Below are 23,218 nucleotides of genomic sequence, written 5' to 3'. Positions count from 1 at the left end.
GCAGGGCAGGGACAAGCCGCGATCCGCCAGTCCCTGCTTCGGCCCGCTGCATCGCTTCACACCGGATCGACCATGCGCCTCCCTCTTTTCTGCCTCCTTCTGCTGGCGCTGACCGCCACGGCGCACGCCCAGCAGGACGACCTGCGCCGCGTGCTGGAGCAGGGCAACGACGTGCGCCATCAACGCCAGGACCAGCAGCGGCTGCAACAGGCCGAACCGGATCGGCCGACCGTCACCCTCGATGGCCGGACCCTGCGCGTGGAGCGCACGGTCGACGACCTGGGCCAGGCGCTGTACCTGTCGTTGCAGCACCAGCAATGGCCCGCCGCGCAGGCCTTCCTGCACGAGTACATTGAACTTCCCGGCCATGACCCGCTGCTGCGCCACTACGCGCAGGGCGCGCTGGCGCGGGTTGCGGGCGAGCATCATCGCGCGGCCCTTGAGTACGAGGCCCTGCTGGCCCGGCAGCCGGATTTCCTGCCTGCGCGGCTTGAACTGGCGCGGGTCTACGCCGAGGACCAGCGTGACCGGGAGGCGACGTCGCTGTTCACCGCGATCGCCGCCGACATCGATGACCGCGACCCTGCCACCGCCGGCGTGCGCGGCCGGGTGCAGGGGTATCTGCAGGCGCTACAGGCGCGGCGGCGCTGGAAGGGCGCACTGTCCGCCGGACCTGCATGGAGCGACAACATCAACCGCAGTTCGGCCAGCCGCACCTGCCTGTTCGGCGTGGGCGAGGACTGCATCATCGAGCGCAGGTTGCCCGATGCCCAGCGCGCACCGGGGGTGGACTACGACGGCAGCCTGGAACGCCGCTGGGCACTGGCCGGCCACCACGGCCTGTATGTGCGCGGGTTGGCCTTCGGCCAGGCATGGAAAGACAACCGCGCCTACAACGAACTCAACGCCACTGTGCAGGTGGGCTACAGCTGGCGCAGTGCGCGGCACACCCTGCTGCTGGCCCCCGGCTACGACTATCAGGCACTGGGCAACCGTACCCTGCAGGGCGCCGCAGGCGCGCATGCGGAATGGCAATACGCACTGGACCCGCGCAGCCTGCTGAAGCTGGAGGCGGACTGGAAGCGCCAGCGCTATCGGCAACCGGGGCTGGCCGACAACTACGATGGCGCGATGGGAGCACTGTACGCCACCTGGTTCCGTGCGCTCACTGCGCGCTGGACCGTCTTCGCCGGCATCGATTTGGCCGACAGCGGAGCGGCCGACGCAGCCAATGCCTATCGCCAGCGCGGCCTGCGCGTCGGCGCGGCGCGGCAGTGGAGCGGCACGACTGCCACGCTGTTCCTTTCGCTGCGCGAGCGCAGCTACGATGCCTGGAGTCCGCTGCTGGAAGCGCGCCGGCACGACGACGAGCAGAACCTCATCGCGCTGGTACGCAGCGAACGGCTGGCGGTGGCAGGCCTGGTGCCCAGCCTGAGCCTGCGCTACACCCGCATCGACAGCAATGTGGACTGGCTGTACAGCCATGACCGCAGCCTGCTGAGCCTGAAATGGGAGCGTGCGTTCTGACCGCGGGCCGGGCACACAGCGTGTTTGGCCGAGGTGAATGCGATCTCGCTGTTGTCTTCATCCGTCATCACGCGTTCTTGTAGGGCAACTCGCGCATCCTGCGGGCATTGCGGCCGGATGGGCCGCGCGTGTCAGGGAGTACAGCGTGCTGGAGTCGGGCGATGAACGGGAGGGGCTGAAGGGGGTGCGGGTGCTGGTGGCCGAAGATGAATTCGCCATTGCGATGTTCCTGGCCGACTATCTGCAGCTGAAGGGCGCACACGTCGTGGGCCCGGCCGGTGACCTGCGCGAGTTGGCGCGTCTGGTCGATGATCACCCGATCGACGTCGCCCTGCTGGACATCAACCTGGGAGGTGAGCAGGTCTACCCGCTGGCCGACCGCCTGTCCGAGGCGGGGACGCCGTTCCTGCTGACCTCCGGTTACGACGACAACCTGCCGAGCCGCTTCGCCAGCGCGCCGCGCTGCCCCAAGCCCTACCATATCGACGCGTTGGCCCGGCAGCTGGCCGGACTGGTCGCCGCACCGCGGGCTGCTGCGGGCAAGGTCTGACTGCGCGGCATGGGCCGGCGATTGGATACCGCTGCTCCCTCGTCCGTGCGCGGCACAGCACCTCCGGCGCATCGTCTGGGTGGACTGCATGACGGCATGGATGCGCGCATCGCGCGCCATGACTGGTCAGGGACGCCGCTTGGCCCGACTGGGCGGTGGCCGGCGCATCTGCGCGCCACCGTGGACATGATGCTGGCTCATGGGTTTCCCATGATCATCCTGTGGGGCCAGGAGCTCATCCAGCTCTACAACGACGGCTATGCCGAGATCCTTGCCGACAAGCATCCCGCTGGCCTGGGGCAGCCCACCCGCGACTGCTGGCCCGAGGTCTGGCACATCAACGGGCCGATCTACGACCGGGTCTGGCAGGGTGAGACCGTCACGTTCGAGGACAAGTTGTACCCGCTGGCCCGGCAGGGCCGGCTGGAGGACGTCTGGTTCACCATCACCTACAGTCCGCTCCGCGGCGAGGAAGGGCAGGTGGGCGGTGTGCTGGTCACCATGTTCGAGACCACGGCAGCGCACGTGGCACAGGCCGCGCGTGAGCGCGAGGAGCGGCGGCGGCAGGAGAGCGACCGGCGCTTGGCGCTGGCGTTCAAGGTACTGCCGGTCGGCTTGTGCATTGTCGATGCGCAGGGGCGGATGCAGCTGTCGAACGACCAGATGCGCGCCTATCTTCCCAGCAGCCAGGTGCCCTCGGCCGATCCGGTCAACCAGCACCGATGGCAGGGCTGGCATGCCGATGGCAGCCCGATCGCACCCGAGGATTTCGCCATCGCACGGGCCCTGCGCGGAGAAACCGTGGTGCCCGGACTGGAGTTCCAGTTCACCCATGAGGATGGGTGTGTCCGCTGGACGCGGGTCGCGGCGGCGCCGCTGCGAGATGTCGACGGCGAGGTGACGGGCGTGTTCGCCATCGCGGTGGACATCGATGATCTCAAGCGTGCCACCGAGCGGCAGGCGGTATTGCTGGCCGAGTTGCAGCACCGCGTGCGCAACATCATGGCCACGATCCACGCCATCGCCTGGCGCACACGCGAGTCGGTCGACAGCGTGGACGAGTACGCTGACCGCCTGTGCGCACGCCTCATGTCGCTTTCTCGCACGCAGACCCTGCTCACCCGCAGCGCCAATGCCGGGGTGAGCCTGCGTGGCATGCTGGATCAGGAGATCGCGGTGCAGGGACACGCGCCCGACGGATTCCTTCTGCAGGGCGAGGAGGACGTGCTGCTGCCGCCCAAGGCGGCCGAGGTGCTGTCGCTGGCGGTCCATGAACTGGCCAGCAACGCGCTCACGCACGGCGCATCGGTGCACAGCGATACGCGGATCGAGGTGTCCTGGTCGATGCAGGACATCGACGGTGAAGCCTGGCTGGACCTGCACTGGTGCGAGCGGCGCGCGGTGAACGACGACTGGATCGTCCCTTCGCATCGCGGGCTGGGTCGGGCGCTGGTCGAACAGCGCATTCCCTACGAGCTTGGCGGTAGCGGCGAACTTGCGTTCTCACCCCAGGGCGTGGATGCGTGGATCCGCTTGCCGCTGCGCGAGCGCGACAGCCTGCTGCAGACCGATGCCACCTCCAGCCTGTCGCCGCCGCGCGGGTAGCGCCTGCGTTCCTTCAATGGCTGGCCGGGTCAGTGCGTGGCGGCTGCGCCGATCAGGGTGCAGGCGAGCGCCATCGCGACCGGTACCGCCAGATGACGCGTCGCCAGCGCGGTGCCCGTGGTCATCAGCGAAGCCAGGGCAATGCCGAGCGCGAGCACCGGCTGGCCCTGCAGGAACTGGTGGATGCAGCCGGCGCATCCAGCGACGGCCAGGCCAACGGCGAAGCAGACATGGAGCAGGGAGGCAGCATGCATGGGGGGATCCTCGCGGTGATGCCGTGGGTAGCGGCCGGCGCCGGGGCAAGTTGAGCCGCGATCTTCCATTCCAACGAATGGATCACATTGTGTGCGCGCCACGGTTACGGCGGGCGACCTAGGGTGGTGCTGCAGAAACATTCGAAACCCGTACGAGGAGGCAGCGATGGCACGAACGATTCCCGAGGGGACGCTGGTGGTGGTGGCCGATGGTGGTTCGGCCCGGGTGTTCACCAATGTCGGCAGCGCGCAGCAGCTCACGCTGAAGCAGGAGGGCGAACTGCGGCTGCAGGACATCAGCGAGACGGGCGTCTCCGGGCAGGGCCCGGCCGGTGCCGTTCCCAAGGACATGTCCATCGCCCAGCTCAACGAAGCCACCTTCGCCAAGCAGGTGGCCGAACAGCTCAACGAGGATGCGCTCAACAACCGCTATGCCCACCTGCTGCTGGTGGCCGACCCCACCACGCTCGGACGGATCCGTCCGCTGCTGCACAAGGAGACGCAGGCACGGTTGCTGGGCGACATCGCCAAGGACCTGACCAACGCGCCGCTGGCAGACATCCAGCGCAGCCTGGCGGGGTAACCTCGGTGCCCTTCATGCGCACGCACCTGTCCAGCGAGCCGTCACGCGCCGAAGTGGAGGCGCGCGACGGCTGGCAGCTGCTGGAATTCGGTGCGCCCTGGTGAGGCCATTGCCAGGCGGCACAGCCGGCGCTGCAGGAGGTCGTGGAAGCACATGATCTGGCGCACTGGAAGATCGAGGATGGGAAAGGGCGGGCGCTCGGTCGCTCGTTCCAGGTGAAGCTGTGGCCCACGGTGATCCTGCTGCACGACGGCCGGGAAGTGGCACGCGTGGTGCGTCCGCGCGTGCGTGCCGATCTCGCCGCGCTGGAGGGCGCGCTGCCCGACTGAGGGCACGCTGCACCGGGGACTGCGGCCGCACTGCAGCATGCGATGCACGGGCACTGGTGCTAGCATCGGTACACCATCTGAATCGATCCAAATGCCGATGCCCACGCTGGACCGTCGTCTCCTGATCGCCTTCGCCGCCACCGCCATGCTCGCCTCCGGCGCGGCCTGGGCAGCGCCTTCGAAGTCCGCCGCCGACAAGGCGTATGCCTCGGTGGACCCCTTCATCGGTACCGGTGGTGAAGGGCATACCTACCCCGGCGCGACGATACCCTTCGGCATGGTCCAGCTCAGCCCGGACACGCGCATCCAGCCGCGTGAGAAGGCCTACGGCTGGGCCGCCGGATACCGTTATGACGACAGCAGCATCGTCGGCTTTTCGCACACCCACTTCTCCGGCACCGGGCATTCTGATCTCGGCGACATCCTGGTGATGCCGTTCACCGGAAACCCGGGATTGGAACGCGGCGACCCCGAACGGCCCCGCAGCGGCTATGCGTCGCGCTTCCGCCATGACGACGAAAAGGCCGAACCGGGCTACTACGCGGTGACCCTGGACGATTACAAGGTGCGCGCCGAACTGACCACCAGCGCCCGGGTCGGTGTGCATCGCTACGCCTTCCCCAAGGGCGTCGATGCCAAGGTACTGCTGGACATGCGGACCAGCATGTACGACTACCCGGGCAAGGTGCTGTGGTCGCGGGTGCGAGTGCGTACGGACGGCACCATCACCGGTTTCCGCGAGACCCGCGGCTGGGCGCCGGGGCGCCAGCTATATTTCGCCATGCGCTTCTCGCAACCGTTGGCAGGCCATGCGCTGCACAACACCGAGCAGGACATCGTGTACAAGGGCTTCCCGCCGCCGGGTGAGAAAGATCCGGCACAGCGCGCACAGATCGAAGGCCGCCAGCTGGTCGGCACGTTCGATTTCGGCAGGCTGGATGCTCCGCTGGTGGTGAAGGTGGCGATCTCGCCCGTGAGCGAGGCCGGTGCGATCGCCAACCTGGATGCCGAGGTCGCCGACTTCGACTTCGACCGCGTGCGTGCGCAGGCCCGGCAGGAATGGACGCAGGCACTATCGGTGCTGGACATCGATGCGCCGGAGCATGCGCGGCGTAGCGCCTACACCGCCCTGTACCACACGATGCTGGGGCCGACGCTGTTCATGGATGTGGATGGCCAGTATCGCGGCCCCGACAACGCCGTGCATGTCGCCAAGGGGTATGCCCACTATTCCACGTTCTCGTTGTGGGACACCTACCGGGCGCTGCATCCGCTGCTGACTCTGGTGCAGCCGGAAAAACGCAACAGCGACTTCATCAACTCGATGCTGGCGCACCACGAACACAGCCCGTACGGCATGCTCCCGGTGTGGTCGTTCCACGGCCTGGAAGACTGGTGCATGATCGGTTACCACGCGGTGCCGGTCATCGCCGACGCCTATGTGAAGGGCATCCGCGGCTTCGACGCCGCAAAGGCGCTCGACGCGATGGTGGAGACCGCCAATTACGGTCCCTACGACGGCATCGCGCAGTACCGTGAGCTGGGGTATGTGCCCATCGATGAAGAGGGCGAAGCGGCCAGCAAGACCCTGGAATACGCGTTCGACGACTGGACCATCGCGCGCATGGCGCAGGCGATGGGCAGGAGCGAGATCGCGGCGACATTCGACAAGCGTGCGGCGAACTGGCGCAATGCCTTCGACAAGGACACCGGCTTCATGCGTGCGCGCAAGCGCGACGGCAGTTTCCGCACCCCGTTCGATCCCAGCGCCAGCGGCTACGGCACCGACTACACCGAGGGCAATGCCTGGCAGTACTCGTGGTACGTCCCGCAGGACGTGGCGGGCCTGGCCGCCGCGCATGGCGGCAGCGACCGGCTGCTGGCGAGGCTGGACGAGGTGTTCAACGCCACGGTCGATCCGGCGGTCTTCGAGCACATGGAAGACATCACCGGCCTGATCGGCTGGTATGCGCATGGCAACGAGCCCAGCCATCACGTTGCGTACCTCTACGCCTACGCTGGTCAGCCCTGGCGCACGCAGGCGCGCCTGAAGCAGATCATGGACACCCAGTACGCCGACCGTCCCGATGGCCTGGCCGGCAACGATGACGTGGGCCAGATGTCGGCGTGGTACGTGTTCACCGCGCTGGGCTTCTATCCGGTGGCGCCCGGCTCGGGGGAGTACATCCTGGGCCGCCCGTTCCTGCCAAGGACCGCCATGCGCCTGCCCAACGGCAGGACCTTCACCATCGTGGCCGAGGGGCTGGATGACAGGCACACCTATGTGGGCAGTGTGTCCCTGAACGGCAAACCGCTGCAGCGCACCTTCCTGCGCCACGACGAGATCATGGCCGGGGGCGAGCTGCGCTTCACCATGCAGGCCGAGCCGAACAGGGACTGGCCCGGGCAGGGCGCGCAGGCGCCGTACTCGATGTCAACGCCGTAACGGTAGCGCCGGGCCATGCCCGGCGGCTTTGCTGTCACACCATCCCGCCATTGGCTCGCAGCACCTGGCCATTGATCCAGCCGCCGTCGGTGCCAGCCAGGAAAGCCACCGCGCCGGCGATGTCGTCCGGCGTGCCCAGCCGCTCCAGCGGATTCATCTGCGCCAGGCGCTCGATCAGTTCCGGCGACTTGCCCTCCAGGAACAGGTCGGTCGCGGTCGGGCCGGGTGCCACGGCATTGACCGTGATGCCACGGCCACGCAGCTCCTTGCTGAGTATCGCCGTCAGGGTTTCCACGGCCGCCTTGCTTGCGGCGTAGACACCGTAGTTCTCCAGCTTGAGGCCGACCACGCTGGTGGACAGCGCGACGATGCGGCCGCCGTCGCGGACGCGTCGCGCGCTCTCACGCAGCACGTTGAAGGCGCCCTTGAGATTGATGGCGGTGACCCGATCGAACAACGCGTCGTCGGTGGCTGACAGCGGCGCAAGCTGCAGCACTCCGGCGCTGTTGACCACCACATCGATGCCCTCGAATCGAGCCTCGACGGCATCGAACAAGCGGCTCACCGCCTGCGGATCGGCCACGTCGGCCTGCAGCGCAATGGTTTGGCCGCCGGCGGAGACCAGCTCGGCGGCCAGGGCATCAGCCTCTTCGCGGCGGCCGGCATAGTTGATCGCAACCGCATGGCCGTCGGCCGCCAGCCGACGCGAGATCGCGGCGCCGATGCCGCGGGAGCCGCCGGTGACCAGGGCGACGGTACGGGGAGAGGAGCTGGACATGAAGGCTTCCTTCGAAGACGCGCCCGCGTGGCGCCCCATCATCTTGCTGGTTCCTGCCGCCCGGATAATCATGGAGAATCCGACAACATCATCCGGATGTTCGAACAATGGATCGATTCACCGCCCTGCGCGCTTTTGTCCGTATCGTCGAACGTCGCAGCTTCACCCGCGCTGCAGAGGACCTGGGGCTGCCGAGGGCCACGGTGACCGACGCGATCAAGGCGCTGGAGCGGCGGCTGGGGGTGAGGCTGTTGCACAGGACCACGCGACGGGTGGTGCCGACCCTCGAGGGCGAAGCCTTCTATGGCCGCTGCCTGCGCCTGATCGCCGACATGGACGATGCCGAAGCCGCATTCCGTGATGTCCCGCCGCGCGGCACGCTGCGCATCGAAGTGCACGGAACGCTTGGTCGGCACTTGTTGTTTCCGCACCTGCCCGAGTTCCTGCAGCGCTATCCCGACATCGAGCTGGACGTGAGCGAGGGGGATCGCTACGTGGATCTGCTGCGCGAAGGCGTGGATGCCGCGCTTCGGGTCGGCACCCTGGCCGACAGCGATCTGGTCGCGCGGCGCCTGGCACTGCTGCGCGAAGTCACCGTTGCCTCACCGTCCTACGTGGGTTCGCATGGGCTGCCGGACAGTATCGACGCGCTGCTGTCCGGTCATCGGATGGTCGGTTTCCGTTCCGGTGCCAGCGGACAGTTGATTCCTCTGGAGTTCCAGCAGGCCGGGCAGGTGCGCCATGTGCCTCTGCCGGCAACCGTACGGGTATCCGGCGCAGATGCCTTCCTGGGGGCGGCACTGGCGGGGCTCGGCATCATCCAGGCGCCGCGCTACCGGCTGGATCCCTATATCGAACGTGGTCAGTTGCTGGAGTTGCTGGCGGAATCGCCGCCCACACCCAGCCCGTTGAGCCTGGTTCACCCGCGCAACCGCACGCCGTCGCCGCGGTTGCGGGTATTCATCGACTGGATTGCCGGCGTGTTTGCGCCGGACCGCTAGCGCCCGGCAGGGCCAGCTCGAACACGGTGCCCGATGCGTCGGAGACCACGCTCACCGATCCACCATGGGCCTGCACGATGGCGCGGGTGATCGCCAATCCCAGCCCGGCGCCCTCGTGCCGGCCGCGCTCGCCGCGGAAGAACCGGTCGAACAAGCGGGGCAGTGCCTGCATGGGAATCGGCGGACCGAGGTTGTGGACAGCAATCCGGCTCGTGGGCCCGGTGCCGTCCAGCCGCACCACGATCTCCGTACCCGGCGTGGCGTGCTGCAGGGCGTTGGAAAGCAGGTTGGCGACCGCCCGGTGCAGCATCAGGCGGTTGCCGTTGGCCTCTGCGCTGCCTTCCCGCCGCAGCGTGAGCTGGCGCTCCTCGGCCAGCAGATCGTAGAACTCCAGCAGCGCATCGACCATCGCATCCAGCGCCACCCCCTCGCGCGAGGGCAGGGCGCCGGGTGCTTCGGCCTGGGCCAGATAGAGCAGATCGCCCACGGTCTGTGCCAGCCGTTGCAGCTCTTCCGCGCAGGAGAGCAGCGTCTCGCGATAGGACTCGTTGCTGCGGGGGTGCGCGAGCACCACCTGCACCTGGGTCAGCATGTTGGTGATCGGCGTACGCAGTTCGTGGGCGAGGTCTCCGGAGAACCCGCTGAGGCGCTCGAAGTCCTGTTGCAGCCGCGCCAGCATCCCGTTCAGGCTCTGCGCCAGCTGTTCCAGTTCGACGGGCACGTGCTCGGCCGTGAGCCGGCGCTGCAGTCGTCCGGCGGTGATATGGCGGGCCTCGTCGGCCAGCGTGCGCAGTGGGCGCAGCGTCTGCCGCACGACGTAGCCCCCCAGCAGGCTGCTGGCCACGGCAGCAGTGACCAGAGCGACGGCCAGCAGGTGGCGGAAGCGCTGCAGGAAGTCGGCATGGCGCGCATCGTCGATCGCCAGCAGGGTGGCCAGGCGGCTGCCATCGGCCAGCGTCTGCCGCAGATTGAGGGCGTGCAGGCGGCTTCCGTCGGCCAGCGTCCAGTCATGGCGGCGCGGTTCAGTGTCGGCGGGTTGGGTCCGCGCATGCGCGCGCAAGGCCTCCGGCGCGGTGGAGAAGAGCACGCCGCCCTGCTCATCGACGATGTGGAAGGCGATATCGGGATGGTGGCGCAGCGCATCGCCCAGGCGCTGGGCGCGCTCATCGGACGTGCCGCTGCCGGCGAGGTCGGCGATCAACGCGGCCTTGTTCTCCAGTTCGGCGAAATCCTGTGCGACCAGATCATGGCGCGCGCTCAGATAGATCGCCACGCCCAGTGCAGCAAGCACCAGCGTACCGACCGTGGCGAACAGCACGGTGAGGCGGACGGCAATGGAGCGTCGCAGGCTCATTGCGGTTGCGCTGCTTCGACCTCGGGTGCCTCCAGCACGTAGCCCATCCCGCGCACAGTGACCACCAGCTTTTCGGCGAAGCCATCGTCGATCTTGGCGCGCAGGCGGCGTATCGCCACATCGATGACATTGGTGTCGCTGTCGAAATTCATGTCCCACACCTGCGAGGCGATCAACGAGCGTGGCAGGACCTCGCCGCGCCGTCGTGCCAGCAGCTCCAGCAGCGCGTATTCCTTCGGGCTCAGTGTGATGCGCTGGCCACCGCGCTCCACGCGCCGGCGAAGCGTATCCACCACCAGATCGGCGACGACGATGCGGTCAGGCTGAGACTGGCCCTGGCCGCGTCGCAGCAGGGTACGCACGCGTGCCAGCAGCTCGGCGAAGGCGAAAGGTTTGGCCAGGTAATCATCGGCACCCAGTTCCAGCCCCTGCACGCGGTCGGCAATGCTGCTGCGCGCCGACAGGAACAGCACCGGCACCTGCCACCCCGCATCGCGCAGGCGCGACAGGACGTTCCAGCCATCGAGACCGGGCAGCATCACATCGAGGATGACCAGCTGGTACTCGCCGCCTGCCGCCAGATGCAGGCCGTCCACGCCGTCGCAGGCGAGATCGACCACGTAGCCCGCTTCGATCAGGCCCTGTCGCAGGTAATTGCCGGTCTTGGGCTCGTCTTCGACGATCAGCAGCTTCATCGTGTGCATGCCGGCCCGCACAGCGCCGCCCTCATGCCAGTGGGTCCAGCGTGCCGAGCACGGCCACGCAGGCCAGTACCAGCAGCCCGAGTGCGGCCTCGAAGGTGAGGCTGTGACGCAGCGAGCGCAGCGGGCGGAACTGCCAGCCGCCACGGATGGCGGTGGCGAGTGCCGGCACCAGCCGCCAGCGGTGCAGCGCGGCCAGGCCGAGCATGCCCGCGACCAGGGCCAGCTTGAACAGCAGCCAGCGCCCGTGCGCGGTGTTGAACAGGGTCTGCAGCGAGCCCTGCAGATCCACGTAGGTATAGGTGCCGGTCATCGCCAGCAGGGCCACGATTACCGTACCGGGCAGGGCGAAACCATGCGCCACCTGCCAGAGTTCATGGGTGCGTTCACGCAGGGAAGGGCCCTGGGTGCGCAGGGCCAGATGCAGCACCGCGGCGATCGCGCCGACCCATGCGCCTGCGGCGAGCAGGTGGACGGTCCCGGCCGCCAGGCGCAGCGCACCGCGGATGCCGTCGCCGGCGGCGGCGTGGCCGTTCCAGGCCAGGCTTGCCAGGGCGACCGCCGAGAGCGGCAGCAGGATGACACGGCGTGCCCCGGCCACTTTCGCGCTTGCGGCAAGCAGCGGCAGCATTGCCAGCAGCGCCAGCGCACGCACCAGTGCCGCTTCGCCGACCGGTGTGGCGGTGGTGAACCATGCGACGGTCGCTTGATCGACCGCGGCAAGCGGAAGCCCCAGCACGCCTGTCACCCGCACCGCCGCGTCCAGCAGCACGACTGCCAGCGCGATCACGGCCAGTGGCAGGAAGATGCGACGCGCAGGCGCAGGGCGGATGAACAGCATCCTGCCGAACAGCAGCATCAAGGCCAGGTACAACGCCAGCCGCAGGGCATAGGGAGACAGTTCGATCACCACCGCAGCTTACTTCACGCTGAAACGATAGTCGCCGGTGACGGGGTGGCTGTCCTGGCCGACGGCGCGCCACTGCAGGCGATAGTCTCCGGCAGGCAGCGGCTTGGCGAAACTCACGACCAGCCGGTGACCATCGTCCGACACCTGCTGGGAAAGGGCAGGCATCGCCATCAGGGTGCGGCCATGGGCCATGCTCAGTTCGATGCGGGTGGCGCGCGGCATCACCCGCTCGCTGAAGGTCAGCTCGATGCGGTTGGCAGGCGCGACGCTGGCATCGGCGGCGGGCGTTGCCTTCACCAGGCTGGGGTGTGCAAGGGCCAGCGGAGCGGCGGCGACGCCCGGCAGCAGCAGGAGCAGAGCGGCGGAGCGGCGGAGCGAAGACGACATGGTGGGTGCCTGCAGGAATGGGGCGCTCAGGCTGACGGCGGGCACCTTTCGTGGCCCTGACCCGGACATTACCGATCTGTCAGGTTGGCCGGTGCCGGGCCGACCCGCCCTTCCCATCATCGGCGCGCGCGTGCGCAGGCACGCAGGGCGCGGCGGTTGCACAGGTGGGCCATCGCCAGCAGCCCACCGCCGCAGGCGGTGGCCATGCCGTGCCAGAGCAGCGATTCCTTCAGCGGTGGATACAGCGATGCGGACAACAGCAGGCCAGCCCCAGCCAGGGCCAGTCGCATCGGCAGCCAGTGGCGGTGCCGGCGCAGGCCCGCAGCGGTGCTGGCCAGCGCCAGCAGCGAGGCGAGCAACGCGAACGCCCACTCCCAGCGTGACATCAGCAGCAGGGTGGTCATCAGGGCATGGCCGGGGTGCTGGAACGAGCGCAACGCCATCATGGCCGCCGGGACGAAGGCCAGCAGCAGCGGCAGCGCGATGCAGTGCGCTGCGCAGGCCAATGACAGCCCTGCGCCGGCCAGATCGAAACGGGGATGCCAGCGTGCCGATGCTGGCGGCTGTGGCAGACCCCTTGCAGGAACGGTGGGGATGTGGTCCATAATGTTACATAGTAACACTAACGGTACCCTCATGAAGCTTCCCGCCACGTTTCTGCTGCTGCTTTCTGCGGCGTCCGCCCACGCCCATGAGGTGCGCCAGCAGGGCGCGCATGTGCATGGCCAGGCCACGGTCGATGTGGCGCTCGAACGGGGAACACTGGACCTGGCAATGCAGGCCCCCGGTATCGGCCTGCTCGATTTCGAGCGACCGCCCGCCACCCCGCAGGAGCGCGCCGCGCTCGCACGTGCGAAGGCATTGCTGAAGGAAGGCGCATGGGTCACCCTGCCGACTGCGGCCCAGTGCCGCCTTGCCGCCAGCAGCGTGGCCGCCGACGGATTCGCTGCAGACCCGATGCGCGACGCCGGGCACCACGGCCATGCCGGCTTCAGTGCCGGACTGCGTTTCCAGTGCGCGCATCCGTCCGCGCTGCGGGTGCTGGTGGTCCGCCTGCCGGTGCTGTTCCCTGGCCTGCATGAGGTCATCGTCAACAGCACCACGCCCGCCGGACAGGCACGGCACGTGCTGACAGCCGAGACTCTGCGCGTGGTACTTGCGCCGTGAGTGCGGCGGTCATCGATGTGCAGGACCTGCGCTTCGCCTACGGCGATCGCCCGGTACTGGAGATTCCGGCATTGCGCGTCGATGCGGGCAGCAGCGTGCTGCTGCGCGGTGCCAGTGGCGGTGGCAAAAGCACCCTGCTGGGTGTGCTGGCCGGCGTGCTGCGCGCTCGCCAGGGCCGGGTCGACGTCGCCGGACACTCCCTGCATGCGATGAACGGTCCGGCCCGCGACCGCTTCCGTGCCGACCAGCTGGGCGTGATCTTCCAGCAGTTCAACCTGCTGCCGTTCCTCAGCGTGCGTGAGAACATCGCGCTGGGTCTGCGCTTCTCGCGGCTGCGCAGGCAGCGCGTCGGCGCAGCGCTGGACGAGGAGATCGCACGGCTGCTGCAGTCCCTGCAGATCGACCCGACGCTGATGGGCCGTCCGGCGGGCAGGCTCAGTGTCGGCCAGCAGCAGCGCGTGGCAGCGGCACGCGCACTGATCGGGCGGCCGCAGGTGCTGCTTGCCGACGAGCCCACCTCGGCACTGGACCGGCACGCGGCGGACGCGTTCGTGCGCCTGATGACCCGGCAATGCCAGGCCTGCGGCACCACCGCGCTGGTGGTCAGCCACGATGAAAGCCTGCAGCCTCTGTTCGACCGGGTCATCGTCCTGGCCGAGATCAATCATGCCGGAGCTGCCCATGCTTGAACTTGCCTGGGCCAGCCTGCGCAGCCGCGCGCTCAGTGTTGCCCTCACGGTGCTGGTGATCGCCCTCAGCGTGGTTCTGCTGCTGGGCGTGGAGCGGGTCCGCACGCAGGCGCATGAAGGTTTTGCCAGCACCGTGTCCGGAACCGATCTGATCGTGGGTGCGCGCTCCGGACCGGTGAACCTGCTGCTCTATTCGGTGTTCCATATCGGCGATCCGACCAACAATGTCTCCTGGCAGTCCTATCAGGCGCTGTCGGCGCTGCCGCAGGTGAAGTGGTCGGTGCCGCTCTCGCTGGGCGATTCCTGGCGGGGCTACCGCGTGGTCGGCACCAGCGGCGGCTACTTCGAGCATTACCGCTACGGTGCCGGTCATGAACTGGTCTTCGCACAGGGCGGGCCCTTCTCGGACCTGTACGATGCGGTGATCGGCGCGGAGGTGGCGCAGGCGCAGAACATCACGCCGGGCGACCCGATCGTGCTGGCGCATGGCACCGGGGCGGTGCCCCTGGCCACGCATGCCGACAAGCCGTTCCGCGTGGTGGGGATCCTGCAGCGCACCGGAACACCGGTGGATGCGTCGGTGCTGGTATCGCTGCCGGCGATCGAAGCCATCCACATCGACTGGCGCTCCGGCGTGCAGCTGCCCGGCCAGCATGTCAGCGCGGAGCAGGCGCGGCGGCTTGATCTGACCCCGACCAGCATCACCGCCTTCATGCTTGGCCTGAATACCCGCATCGCGACGTTCTCCGTGCAGCGCACGATCAACGACTATCCGGAGGAGGCGATGCTGGCGATCCTGCCGGGCGTCACCCTGCAGCAGTTGTGGCAGTCGTTGGGCACGGCCGAGCGGGCACTGCGGTTGATCAGCGCGATGGTGGTGCTGCTGGGAATGGTCTCGCTGGTGGCGCTGCTGGTATCAACCCTGCAGGAACGGCGCCGCGAGATGGCGGTGCTGCGCGCGGTCGGCGCGCGCCCGCGCTACATCGCCGGCCTGCTGGTGGTGGAGGCGGTGGCGACCAGCGCGCTGGCGTGCGGGCTGGCACTGGCGGCGCTGGTGCTGGCCAGTGCCGTGGGACGCAGCTGGGCGCTGGCGCAGTATGGCCTGTCGATCACCCACGTCTGGCCGGATGCGCGCGAGCTGGGCTGGGTGGCGGGCCTGCTGCTGGTCAGCGCCGTGGCGGGCCTGGTGCCGGCCGCGCTGGCCTACCGGCGCACGCTCGCCGACGGTCTGGCGTCGCCGGGATGAGCATGCGCCGGCTGGGTGGCTTGCCAGTGTTGCTGATGCTGGTTGCCTGCGAGCGGCCGGTCGACACCGGCGTGCAGGCGCTGCCGCCACCGGTGGCGGATCAGGACGCAGCGACCGTGGAAGAGCAGGAGCTGGACTGGCTGCAGATGATGCCCGCCGACGAGCTGGCGGCGCTGGAACGTGGCGAAGGCCCTGAGGTGGAACACAACGGCAGCCGACGCATGCCGCAGTTCGGCACGTTCCGCACCGTCGACGCCGTGCTGCAGCGCCCGGTGCGCCTGCCGGGCTACGTGGTGCCGCTGGCCAGCACTGCGGAAGGACGGCTCAGTGAATTCCTGTTCGTCCCGTATTACGGCGCCTGCATCCATGTGCCACCACCGCCGCCGAACCAGATCGTGCACGTGGTACTGGACCGGGCAATCGAGATGCCTGACATGTACGCTCCGTTCTTCCTGGCCGGAAACCTGCACGCCGAGCGCCTGGAGGATGAGCTGGCAGGCTCTGCCTACAGCATGCGCGATGCACGGCTGAAACCCTATGCGCCGTGATTGCCTTGCATGGCTCGCCGGATGCGCGCTGCTGGCCGGATGCGCCCGCGTGCCCGACGGTGCCGGACAGCACCCTGCACCGTTGCCGGCGGCGGCGCCGTCTCCGTCGGCACGCCCGATCGACCGCTGGGACGCCCTGATGCCGGACGAGGACCGTTTCCAGCGACCGCCGCCGCAGATCGGCCTGTCACGCGACGGCATGGCCGGCGTCGGTGGCCTGATTGACGACAGCGGCGCCGGCACGCCGCCCGGTCAGGCGATCGACCACTCCCGTCCGGAGCGCGCCCGGCAGTTCGGCTCTTCGCGCGTGGTGGCATCGGTGGATGGACGTGCGGTGGACCTGGACGGTTACGTCGTGCCCCTGGGCACCACCGACGATGGACGCGTGGACGAGGTGCTGTTCGTCCCGTTCTATGGTGCCTGCATCCATGTACCCCCACCACCGCCGAACCAGATGATCCACGTGACGTTGGCCACGCCGATCACGCTGGGTGCGCTGTGGGACCCCTATCGACTCGCCGGGCGGGTGCAGGTCAAGCGCTTCGACGCCGACATCGCCAGCGCTTCCTACGATGTGGCGGCCGCCACACTGACGCCGATCCACAACTGATGCGCGGGCGTCCACTACTGGCGATGGCGCTGCTGGCGGTGACAGCCACGGCGGTCGGGTGGCTGTACCTGCGGACAGCGCAGCCGCAGCCGCCGCAGGCCACTTCCGTGGCGCCCACCGACGAGATGCGGCAGCGGATCGAGCGGCGGATGGGGGACGATGCGGCCTTCCGCAACGACGTGGCATTCCTGCTGGTGGCAACCCTGCGCGACCGCTGCCGGCCGGCAGAGGCAGGGCTGCTCGCGCGCATGGCCAACCGTGCCGCGCTGCCGGTACTGGCCGCGGTGAGTGCGGTGACTGCGGAGGATCCAGGCCTTGACCGTCCCATCTACCGTTACATCCAGCACCGCGCCGACAGTGCCCGCTGCACGGATCCGCTGCCCCTCGCAGCGGCCGGTGGCCGCGTGCTGCACGTCGATATCGAGCAGTATGCACGCACCTTCCCGGACAGCTACTTCGATCCCACGCGCAGCAGGGCGCCGCGGGATTTCGGTGGGCATACGCTGCGCGAGCGGGCCTCCAACGCATGCAACAGCGTGGTTTATTCGGTACTGCCGCTCGGCGACGCGGACTGGCGCTGTGCGTCGCTGCGGGCGAACGCGCGGGCCCGGGTGCGCAGCCTGTGCGAGGACGAGCTGCGGCGCCAGCACGGTGACATCGCGGGCGAACTCGACATGGCCGTGGGGCAGGGCATGCAGGAACAGGTGGTCGCGGCGGTGGCGGCGTTACCGGTGGACTGCAGGTAGCACCAGCGGCGCCTGCCGGGGCTGAACAGCGCCTGGGTCGAAACCTGAACGTGTCGCTGCAGCGCTATAACTATACAGGACATCCGGTATAGTTAATGGAACCTTCTTGCCCAGGTTTGTTTCCCATGGCCTTGTCCCAGTCCTTGGCCGATGCTCCGGCTCTGTCCCGTGCCCGGCGCTGGTCGCTGTTGTTCACGGTGGCCGCCGGCCTGCTGCTGGTGACGCTGGACAACTCGGTGCTGTACACGGCGCTGCCCACGCTGACGGCAGAACTTTCCGCCAGCGCGGGTCAGGCGCTGTGGATCATCAATGCCTATCCACTGGTGATGGCTGGCCTGCTGCTCGGTGCGGGCACGCTGGGCGACCGCATCGGTCACCGTCGCATGTTCCTGATCGGCCTGGTGGTCTTCGGCGTGGCTTCGCTGGCGGCAGCGTTCTCTGTCACCGCAGCGCAGTTGATCGCTGCCCGTGCGCTGCTCGCCGTGGGCGCCGCGGCGATGATGCCTGCCACGCTCGCGCTGATCGGCCTCAGCTTCCATGAAGAGCGTGAGCGCAACATCGCCATCGCGATCTGGGGCTCGGTGGCGATCGTCGGCGCCGCGCTCGGACCGATCATCGGTGGCTGGCTGCTGCAGCATTTCTGGTGGGGATCGGTGTTCCTGGTCAACGTGCCGGTGGTGATCGTGGCCTTCGTCGCGACGCTGCTGCTGGCGCCGGAGGGGCAGCGCGACACGTCCCGGCCGTGGGATCTGCTGTCCTCGCTGCTGGCGCTGGCGGCGCTGTCGGGGCTGGTGCTGGCGATCAAATCGCTGATCGCCACGCCGCCTTCCTATGGCCTCGGCGCGGCGGCATCGGTGCTGGCGCTGATGGCGGGCGCCGCCTTTGCCCGCCGCCAGCAGCGCCTGCCGCATCCACTGCTGGACTTCGCGATCTTCCGCAATCCGGCATTCCTGGCCGGTACGCTGTCTGCGGTGTTCACCCTGTTTGCGATGGCGGGCCTGCAACTGCTGACCACCCAGCGTTTCCAGCTGGTCGCCGGATTCACGCCATTGCAGGCGGGCCTGCTGGTATCGGTGGCGGCGCTGGGCAGCCTGCCCAGCGCGCTGCTCGGCGGCAGCATCCTGCACCGCGTCGGCCTGCGTCCGCTGATCTGCGGCGGACTGGCCGCGGGGGCACTGGGCGTGGGCGTGGTCGCATTCGGTTTTCCGCACGGACTGGGCTGGGTCGTCGCCGGCATGGCGATCACCGGGTTCGGCATGGGCTCGGCAATCTCGGTCGCATCCACCGCCATCCTCAACAACGTGCCTGCGCACCGTGCGGGCATGGCGTCCTCCGTGGAGGAGGTCTCCTACGAATTCGGCGGCCTGCTGGCGGTGGCGATGCTGGGCAGCCTGGGCGCAGCGATGTACGGCGCCTTCCTGCCGGTATCGGCGGATGTTCCGGCACTGGCGCGGGAAGGATTCGCCCAGGCGCAGCAGGTCGCCCGCGAAGCCGGCCCGGGCGAGTGGTTCGCCGGCGCCACCGCCGCCTATGACCGCAGCTACCAGATCGTGCTGCTGGTCATCACCGCGGTGCTGGCCGTGGGTGCAGCGCTGATCGCGCGCCTGCTGCGCGGGCGGGCGGGGAGCCGCGAGGGAGCGGCCGATCGCGTAAAGTAGTGCGATGAGAACCAGCAAGCGCCAGCGCATCCTCGATGCCGCCGTCAACGTGATCAATCGAGACGGCGTGCGCGCGGTGACCTTCGAGTCGGTGGCGGCAGAAGCCGGCCTCACGCGCGGCGGCCTGCTGTATCACTTCCCGTCGCGCGAGGCACTGCTGCGCGGCATCGACGAGCACCTGGTGCACAACTGGGAGGCATCGATGGAAGCGCTGCTCGGAAAGCGTGCCAGCGAGGCCACGGCGCTCGAGCGCTATCAGACCTTCGTCCGCGTGTCGGCGCAGAGCGCGACGCGCGCCGAGCTGATGTTCATGCTCGAATCGGTGGACCCGGAGGCCGGTGAGCGGCCATGGAGCCCGGCCGTGCAGCGCTGGGCGCCATCGCCGCCGCCGGCCGGCGTGGTTGATCCTGCGGCGCTGGACAATTTCGTGGCACGGTTGGCGGCCGATGGGCTGTGGATCTACGAGGCCATGTACGAAGGACAGCTGGACGACGCGGTGCGCGCCCAGGTGGCCGAGCGCATCGCGGGCCTGTTGTCACCCGGCCGATGATGGGGGTTGCCCACTGACGATGGCGGGTCCCGCCATGGCCGCGTTCATGCCGTTGGCATGTCTTCCGGCCGCAACCGCTCTGGATGGGTGTACACATTGAATCCACTGCCGCGGGCGAAGCCGACCAGGCACAGCCCTGCGCTGCGCGCCAGATCGATCGCCAACGCCGTTGGCGCGGACACGGCGGCCAGTACGCTGGTACCGGCGCGCACTGCTTTGCTGACCATCTCGTAGCTGGCCCGGCTGGAAATCAGCAGCAGTCCACCGTCGATGGCGTGCTCGTTGTGATGCAGGGCGCCGATCAGCTTGTCCAGTGCATTGTGGCGGCCCACGTCCTCGCGCACCCAGCCGATGCGCCCGTTGGCGTCGGCCCAGGCGGCCGCGTGGGTGGAGCCGCTGGCCGCATTCATCGGCTGGTGCTGCGACAGCGTGGCCAGTGCCCGCTGCAGGGCCGCCGGCGCGTAGGTCCGTCGTTCGCGTACCGGGGGCAGGGGCCGCAGCACATCCTCGAGCTGCCGTGTTCCGCACAGGCCGCAGCCGCCACGGCCGGGCAGCAGGCGGCCATCGGCCGGATCCAGACCGGCGCCCGGTGCCTCGGCGGCAACCGTCATCCGCAGTTCGATGCCTTCCAGCTGCGGCGCCACATCGATCGAGAGCAGCTGCGTCGGCGTGGTGATCAAGCCCTCGCTGAGCGAGAAACCGAGCGCAAAGTCCTCCAGGTCACAGGGCGTGGCCATCATCACGGCGAACACGGTGCCGTTGTAGTGCAGCGCTACCGGCACCTCTTCGGCGACCACGTCGGCCTGCGCCTGCACCTGCAGCCCGCCCTCGCGCCAGCGCTGCAACGTGCGCTGCGCGGTGCCGGCAGGCGGAGAGGGCGGCGGGGGCGAGTCAGCCATGCAGAGTGTCCGGACAGAGTGAGCGTGTCATGGGCTGCTGCCCCACGCCCCGAGGATAGCGCAGTGCGTCCGTGGCAATGCAGCAGACTCCGTCGACCCGGAGGGGGCGCGCCGGAAGATTCGGGGCGGCTCTGGCGAAGTGGTCCCGGCCGTGCTTGACTCTGTCTGTCGTGCCCTTCGCAGTCTCGTCTCCTGGCGCCAGGTCTTCGAACATGTCCGAGCAGAAACCACCCCGTTACAAGCCCTACAACCAGCCCGCAGGCGGCTGGGGTGCGGCCGGCGCCACCGCCCGGGTTCTGCTGCAGCAGAGCGTGATCGGCAACGGCTCCAGGGCACTGCTGGCGATGAACCAGCCCGCTGGCTTCAAATGTCCCAGCTGCGCCTTCCCCGACGCCGACGAGCGCAGGAAACTGGAGTTCTGCGAGAACGGGGCCAAGGCACTGGCCTGGGAGGCGACCCGGTTCCGGGCGGATCGCGAGCTGTTCGCGCGTTATACCGTCAGCGAGCTGATGGAGCGGACCGACTACTGGCTGGAAATGCAGGGCCGGCTGACCGAGCCGATGCGTTACGACGCAGCCACCGACCACTATGTGCCATGCAGCTGGGACGAGGCGTTCGCACTCATCGGCCGTCACCTGCGGTCACTGGACAGCCCGCATCAGGCCGAGTTCTACACGTCGGGCCGCACGCCGAACGAGGCGGCGTTCCTGTATTCGATCTTCGTACGCGAGTTCGGCACCAACAACTTCCCCGATTGTTCGAACATGTGCCACGAGCCGACCAGCCGTGGCCTGCCACCTTCCATCGGTGTGGGCAAGGGCACCATCGTCCTGGAGGATTTCGAGCACGCCGAGGCGATCTTCGTGATCGGCCAGAACACCGGCACCAATTCGCCGCGGATGATGGGCAACCTGGTCGAGGCGCGCAGGCGCGGCGTGCCGATCGTGGCGGTCAACCCGATGCCCGAGCGCGCCCTGATCCGGTTTGCCGAGCCGCAGGATGTGGTGCAGATGGCGACCTTCGGCTCCACCGAGATCAGCAGCGAATTCGTGCATATCCGCATCGGCGGTGATCTGGCGCTGATCAAAGGCATGATGAAGGTGATGTTCGAGCGCGAGGCACAGGGCCAGCGCGTGCTCGACCATCGGTTCCTGGATGAACATACGGTCGGCCTGGAGGCCTTGCGCGCGGACGTGATGGCGCAGGACTGGGACGACATCGTCAGGGTCTCCGGCATCTCGGAGGCGCAGATCCGGCGCTGCGCCGAGATCTACATCCGCTCCAGTGCCACGGTGATCTGCTATGGCATGGGCCTGACCCAGCACCAGTATGGTTCGCGGCTGCTGCAGCAGGTCGCCAATCTGCTGATGCTGCGCGGCAACTTCGGCAAGCCGGGGGCGGGGATCGGCCCGATCCGGGGTCATTCCAACGTGCAGGGCGATCGTACCGTCGGCATCGACGAGAAGCCGGCGGCAGCGTATCTGGATCGCCTTCAGGAGGTGTTCGGTTTCAATCCGCCGCGGGAGCACGGGCATCATGTGGTCGAGTCGATCGAGGCCATGCTCGATGGCAGCGCCAGGGTGTTCGTCGGGCTGGGCGGCAATTTCATCCATGCCGTGCCGGACACGCCCCGGGCCTACGAAGCCATGCGCAGCCTGCAGCTGACGGTGGGTATCGCCACCAAGCTCAACCGCGGGCACCTGGTGCATGGGCGCGATGCGCTGATCCTGCCGGTGGTGGCGCGCTCGGAACGTATCGTCACGCCCGCAGGCGAGCAGTTCGTGACGATCGAGGATGCGATGTCGAACGTGACCGCTTCGCGCGGTGTTCTTGAGCCGGCCAGCGACCAGCTGCTGCCGGAGGTCGAGATCGTCTGTCGCATGGCGATGGCGACGCTGCCGGACAGCAGGGTCGACTGGGCAGGTTGCAGGCATGACTATGCGCGGATCCGTGACCTGATCGCTGCCGTGTACCCGCAGATCTATGCAGGCTTCAATGAGCGCATCCGGCAGCCGCACGGCTTCCATCTGGACATTGCACCGCGCCGCCGGGTGTGGCCCACCGCCAACGGCAAGGCCAACATCCTGGTGATGCCGGGCCTGGATGTGGACGACCCGGTGGATGATCCTGACATGCTGCGACTGGCCACGGTGCGTTCGCATGACCAGTTCAACACCACCATCTACAGCTACAACGACCGCTATCGCGGCGTATACAACGATCGCAGGGTGGTGTTCATGAACATCGAAGACCGGCTGGCACGCGGTCTGGAGAAGGAGGCGCGGGTCAGCCTGGAGACGCTCAGCGCAGATGGCGTGCGGCGTCGCATCGACGGGCTGACCGTGCTCGACTACCCCATGCCACGGGGCGCGCTGGCGGGCTACTACCCTGAGTTGAATGCGCTGCTGCCGCTGGACTACTACGATCGCCTCAGCGGCACGCCTGCGGCGAAGTCGATTCCGGTACGCATGCGGGCAGACACAGGCAGCGCGAACACCGCATAGGGTCGGGCGGCGGCCCAGCCTGCCACGCCCATCGGCTATGATGCCTGCGATGAATGCTGCTGCTCTCCTGCTGCGCTGGCTGTTGCTCGTTGCCCTGGTGCTGACCGCACCGGGGCTGGCGCGGGCTGCATCGGGCGACGGTGGACAGGGCGACACGGAGTACTGCGCCGCGTCGC

Annotated in this window: 23 protein-coding genes and 1 pseudogene; 16 read left to right on the top strand and 8 right to left on the bottom strand. The window is 68.3% G+C overall.

What is annotated here, in order from left to right; all coding sequences use genetic code 11:
- Positions 1 to 72: 72 nt before the first annotated feature.
- The 3 genes from N8888_RS10075 (at position 73) to N8888_RS10065 (ending at position 3,682) form a co-directional block, all read left to right on the top strand.
- Positions 73 to 1,527 carry a surface lipoprotein assembly modifier gene (locus N8888_RS10075; protein ID WP_164152784.1) on the top strand — a complete coding sequence of 485 codons (1,455 nt, stop codon included), beginning with the start codon at positions 73 to 75 and terminating at the stop codon, positions 1,525 to 1,527.
- Between the two features lie 145 nt (positions 1,528 to 1,672).
- Positions 1,673 to 2,077, top strand: coding sequence for a response regulator (locus tag N8888_RS10070; RefSeq protein ID WP_263174417.1), 405 nt, complete (start codon positions 1,673 to 1,675; stop codon positions 2,075 to 2,077).
- A gap of 9 nt (positions 2,078 to 2,086) precedes the next feature.
- Positions 2,087 to 3,682, top strand: a complete 1,596-nt coding sequence (locus tag N8888_RS10065; protein ID WP_263174415.1) for a sensor histidine kinase — start codon at positions 2,087 to 2,089, stop codon at positions 3,680 to 3,682.
- A 29-nt stretch (positions 3,683 to 3,711) separates the two neighbouring features.
- Here N8888_RS10065 and N8888_RS10060 read toward each other — a convergent pair whose 3' ends face one another.
- Positions 3,712 to 3,936, bottom strand: a complete 225-nt coding sequence (locus N8888_RS10060) for a hypothetical protein (RefSeq protein ID WP_053516280.1) — start codon at positions 3,934 to 3,936, stop codon at positions 3,712 to 3,714.
- 166 nt (positions 3,937 to 4,102) lie between these two features.
- On the opposite strand from N8888_RS10060, the gene N8888_RS10055 reads away from it, so the two are divergent.
- The 3 genes and pseudogenes from N8888_RS10055 (at position 4,103) to N8888_RS10045 (ending at position 7,294) form a co-directional block, all read left to right on the top strand.
- Complete coding sequence (locus N8888_RS10055; protein WP_053516277.1) at positions 4,103 to 4,519, top strand: baeRF12 domain-containing protein; 417 nt, start codon at positions 4,103 to 4,105, stop codon at positions 4,517 to 4,519.
- Positions 4,520 to 4,524: 5 nt separating this feature from the next.
- Positions 4,525 to 4,848, top strand: a pseudogene (locus N8888_RS10050) (thioredoxin family protein).
- A gap of 91 nt (positions 4,849 to 4,939) precedes the next feature.
- Positions 4,940 to 7,294, top strand: a complete 2,355-nt coding sequence (locus N8888_RS10045; RefSeq protein WP_065182336.1) for a GH92 family glycosyl hydrolase — start codon at positions 4,940 to 4,942, stop codon at positions 7,292 to 7,294.
- Positions 7,295 to 7,328: 34 nt separating this feature from the next.
- On the opposite strand, the gene N8888_RS10040 is transcribed toward N8888_RS10045, so the two are convergent.
- Positions 7,329 to 8,072 carry an SDR family oxidoreductase gene (locus N8888_RS10040; protein ID WP_263174408.1) on the bottom strand — a complete coding sequence of 248 codons (744 nt, stop codon included), beginning with the start codon at positions 8,070 to 8,072 and terminating at the stop codon, positions 7,329 to 7,331.
- Between the two features lie 107 nt (positions 8,073 to 8,179).
- Here N8888_RS10040 and N8888_RS10035 point away from each other — a divergent pair, with 107 nt between their 5' ends.
- Positions 8,180 to 9,073, top strand: a complete 894-nt coding sequence (locus N8888_RS10035) for a LysR family transcriptional regulator (RefSeq protein WP_065176182.1) — start codon at positions 8,180 to 8,182, stop codon at positions 9,071 to 9,073.
- Here the strand turns inward: N8888_RS10035 and N8888_RS10030 are convergent.
- From N8888_RS10030 to N8888_RS10010, 5 genes are all read right to left on the bottom strand, one after another.
- Positions 9,033 to 10,427: a heavy metal sensor histidine kinase gene (locus N8888_RS10030; protein ID WP_111186898.1), complete on the bottom strand. Its 1,395-nt coding sequence runs from the start codon at positions 10,425 to 10,427 to the stop codon at positions 9,033 to 9,035. The genes N8888_RS10035 and N8888_RS10030 overlap by 41 nt on opposite strands.
- Positions 10,424 to 11,122, bottom strand: a complete 699-nt coding sequence (locus N8888_RS10025; RefSeq protein WP_263174407.1) for a heavy metal response regulator transcription factor — start codon at positions 11,120 to 11,122, stop codon at positions 10,424 to 10,426. The genes N8888_RS10030 and N8888_RS10025 overlap by 4 nt, the downstream gene beginning before the upstream one ends.
- A gap of 31 nt (positions 11,123 to 11,153) precedes the next feature.
- Positions 11,154 to 12,038, bottom strand: a complete 885-nt coding sequence (gene copD, locus N8888_RS10020) for a copper homeostasis membrane protein CopD (protein WP_111187011.1) — start codon at positions 12,036 to 12,038, stop codon at positions 11,154 to 11,156.
- Between the two features lie 9 nt (positions 12,039 to 12,047).
- On the bottom strand, positions 12,048 to 12,425 hold the full coding sequence (copC, locus tag N8888_RS10015; protein WP_053516266.1) for a copper homeostasis periplasmic binding protein CopC: 378 nt from the start codon (positions 12,423 to 12,425) through the stop codon (positions 12,048 to 12,050).
- Between the two features lie 116 nt (positions 12,426 to 12,541).
- Entirely contained in the window at positions 12,542 to 13,030 is a 489-nt protein-coding gene (locus tag N8888_RS10010) for a MerC family mercury resistance protein (protein WP_065182334.1), read from the bottom strand.
- A 31-nt stretch (positions 13,031 to 13,061) separates the two neighbouring features.
- On the opposite strand from N8888_RS10010, the gene N8888_RS10005 reads away from it, so the two are divergent.
- From N8888_RS10005 to N8888_RS09970, 8 genes are all read left to right on the top strand, one after another.
- A complete protein-coding gene (locus N8888_RS10005) occupies positions 13,062 to 13,592 on the top strand; it encodes a ZrgA family zinc uptake protein (RefSeq protein WP_053516263.1) in 531 nt (176 codons plus the stop codon).
- Positions 13,589 to 14,281, top strand: coding sequence for an ABC transporter ATP-binding protein (locus N8888_RS10000; protein WP_065182332.1), 693 nt, complete (start codon positions 13,589 to 13,591; stop codon positions 14,279 to 14,281). The genes N8888_RS10005 and N8888_RS10000 overlap by 4 nt, the downstream gene beginning before the upstream one ends.
- Positions 14,274 to 15,527 carry an ABC transporter permease gene (locus N8888_RS09995; RefSeq protein ID WP_263174399.1) on the top strand — a complete coding sequence of 418 codons (1,254 nt, stop codon included), beginning with the start codon at positions 14,274 to 14,276 and terminating at the stop codon, positions 15,525 to 15,527. The genes N8888_RS10000 and N8888_RS09995 overlap by 8 nt, the downstream gene beginning before the upstream one ends.
- 2 nt (positions 15,528 to 15,529) lie before the next feature.
- Positions 15,530 to 16,075 (top strand): DUF3299 domain-containing protein, encoded by a 546-nt coding sequence (locus tag N8888_RS09990; RefSeq protein ID WP_263178390.1) that lies wholly within the window; start codon positions 15,530 to 15,532, stop codon positions 16,073 to 16,075.
- Positions 16,065 to 16,685 carry a DUF3299 domain-containing protein gene (locus N8888_RS09985; protein WP_065182330.1) on the top strand — a complete coding sequence of 207 codons (621 nt, stop codon included), beginning with the start codon at positions 16,065 to 16,067 and terminating at the stop codon, positions 16,683 to 16,685. Before N8888_RS09990 ends, N8888_RS09985 begins: the two co-directional genes overlap by 11 nt.
- Positions 16,685 to 17,431, top strand: coding sequence for a hypothetical protein (locus N8888_RS09980; RefSeq protein WP_128989671.1), 747 nt, complete (start codon positions 16,685 to 16,687; stop codon positions 17,429 to 17,431). Before N8888_RS09985 ends, N8888_RS09980 begins: the two co-directional genes overlap by 1 nt.
- Positions 17,432 to 17,556: 125 nt before the next feature.
- Positions 17,557 to 19,089, top strand: coding sequence for an MFS transporter (locus tag N8888_RS09975; RefSeq protein WP_263174394.1), 1,533 nt, complete (start codon positions 17,557 to 17,559; stop codon positions 19,087 to 19,089).
- A gap of 4 nt (positions 19,090 to 19,093) precedes the next feature.
- Positions 19,094 to 19,639, top strand: a complete 546-nt coding sequence (locus N8888_RS09970; RefSeq protein ID WP_065182328.1) for a TetR/AcrR family transcriptional regulator — start codon at positions 19,094 to 19,096, stop codon at positions 19,637 to 19,639.
- Between the two features lie 44 nt (positions 19,640 to 19,683).
- Here N8888_RS09970 and fdhD read toward each other — a convergent pair whose 3' ends face one another.
- Positions 19,684 to 20,538 carry a formate dehydrogenase accessory sulfurtransferase FdhD gene (fdhD, locus tag N8888_RS09965; protein ID WP_263174391.1) on the bottom strand — a complete coding sequence of 285 codons (855 nt, stop codon included), beginning with the start codon at positions 20,536 to 20,538 and terminating at the stop codon, positions 19,684 to 19,686.
- 212 nt (positions 20,539 to 20,750) lie between these two features.
- Here fdhD and N8888_RS09960 point away from each other — a divergent pair, with 212 nt between their 5' ends.
- Entirely contained in the window at positions 20,751 to 23,042 is a 2,292-nt protein-coding gene (locus N8888_RS09960; RefSeq protein ID WP_263174389.1) for an FdhF/YdeP family oxidoreductase, read from the top strand.
- The last annotated feature ends 176 nt before the right edge of the window (positions 23,043 to 23,218 follow it).

The sequence above is a fragment of the Stenotrophomonas maltophilia genome (assembly GCF_025642255.1).
GTDB classification, from domain to species: Bacteria; Pseudomonadota; Gammaproteobacteria; order Xanthomonadales; family Xanthomonadaceae; genus Stenotrophomonas; species Stenotrophomonas maltophilia_P.
The sequence above is the reverse complement of the archived record's forward strand: the minus strand, read 5'-3'. Positions and strand labels throughout refer to the sequence as shown.

Bases quoted from the DNA above. Each gene is read 5' to 3' on its own strand.
- N8888_RS09970 (WP_065182328.1), top strand. From the start codon at position 19,094: ATGAGAACCAGCAAGCGCCAGCGCATCCTCGATGCCGCCGTCAACGTG.
- N8888_RS09975 (WP_263174394.1), top strand. From the start codon at position 17,557: ATGGCCTTGTCCCAGTCCTTGGCCGATGCTCCGGCTCTGTCCCGTGCC.
- N8888_RS10075 (WP_164152784.1), top strand. From the start codon at position 73: ATGCGCCTCCCTCTTTTCTGCCTCCTTCTGCTGGCGCTGACCGCCACG.
- N8888_RS09960 (WP_263174389.1), top strand. From the start codon at position 20,751: ATGTCCGAGCAGAAACCACCCCGTTACAAGCCCTACAACCAGCCCGCA.
- N8888_RS10030 (WP_111186898.1), bottom strand. From the start codon at position 10,427: ATGAGCCTGCGACGCTCCATTGCCGTCCGCCTCACCGTGCTGTTCGCC.
- N8888_RS09995 (WP_263174399.1), top strand. From the start codon at position 14,274: ATGCTTGAACTTGCCTGGGCCAGCCTGCGCAGCCGCGCGCTCAGTGTT.
- N8888_RS09990 (WP_263178390.1), top strand. From the start codon at position 15,530: ATGCGCCGGCTGGGTGGCTTGCCAGTGTTGCTGATGCTGGTTGCCTGC.
- N8888_RS10035 (WP_065176182.1), top strand. From the start codon at position 8,180: ATGGATCGATTCACCGCCCTGCGCGCTTTTGTCCGTATCGTCGAACGT.
- N8888_RS10040 (WP_263174408.1), bottom strand. From the start codon at position 8,072: ATGTCCAGCTCCTCTCCCCGTACCGTCGCCCTGGTCACCGGCGGCTCC.
- N8888_RS10055 (WP_053516277.1), top strand. From the start codon at position 4,103: ATGGCACGAACGATTCCCGAGGGGACGCTGGTGGTGGTGGCCGATGGT.
- N8888_RS10045 (WP_065182336.1), top strand. From the start codon at position 4,940: ATGCCGATGCCCACGCTGGACCGTCGTCTCCTGATCGCCTTCGCCGCC.
- copC (WP_053516266.1), bottom strand. From the start codon at position 12,425: ATGTCGTCTTCGCTCCGCCGCTCCGCCGCTCTGCTCCTGCTGCTGCCG.
- N8888_RS10010 (WP_065182334.1), bottom strand. From the start codon at position 13,030: ATGGACCACATCCCCACCGTTCCTGCAAGGGGTCTGCCACAGCCGCCA.
- N8888_RS10025 (WP_263174407.1), bottom strand. From the start codon at position 11,122: ATGAAGCTGCTGATCGTCGAAGACGAGCCCAAGACCGGCAATTACCTG.
- N8888_RS10060 (WP_053516280.1), bottom strand. From the start codon at position 3,936: ATGCATGCTGCCTCCCTGCTCCATGTCTGCTTCGCCGTTGGCCTGGCC.
- N8888_RS09985 (WP_065182330.1), top strand. From the start codon at position 16,065: ATGCGCCGTGATTGCCTTGCATGGCTCGCCGGATGCGCGCTGCTGGCC.
- N8888_RS10065 (WP_263174415.1), top strand. From the start codon at position 2,087: ATGGGCCGGCGATTGGATACCGCTGCTCCCTCGTCCGTGCGCGGCACA.
- N8888_RS09980 (WP_128989671.1), top strand. From the start codon at position 16,685: ATGCGCGGGCGTCCACTACTGGCGATGGCGCTGCTGGCGGTGACAGCC.
- N8888_RS10005 (WP_053516263.1), top strand. From the start codon at position 13,062: ATGAAGCTTCCCGCCACGTTTCTGCTGCTGCTTTCTGCGGCGTCCGCC.
- fdhD (WP_263174391.1), bottom strand. From the start codon at position 20,538: ATGGCTGACTCGCCCCCGCCGCCCTCTCCGCCTGCCGGCACCGCGCAG.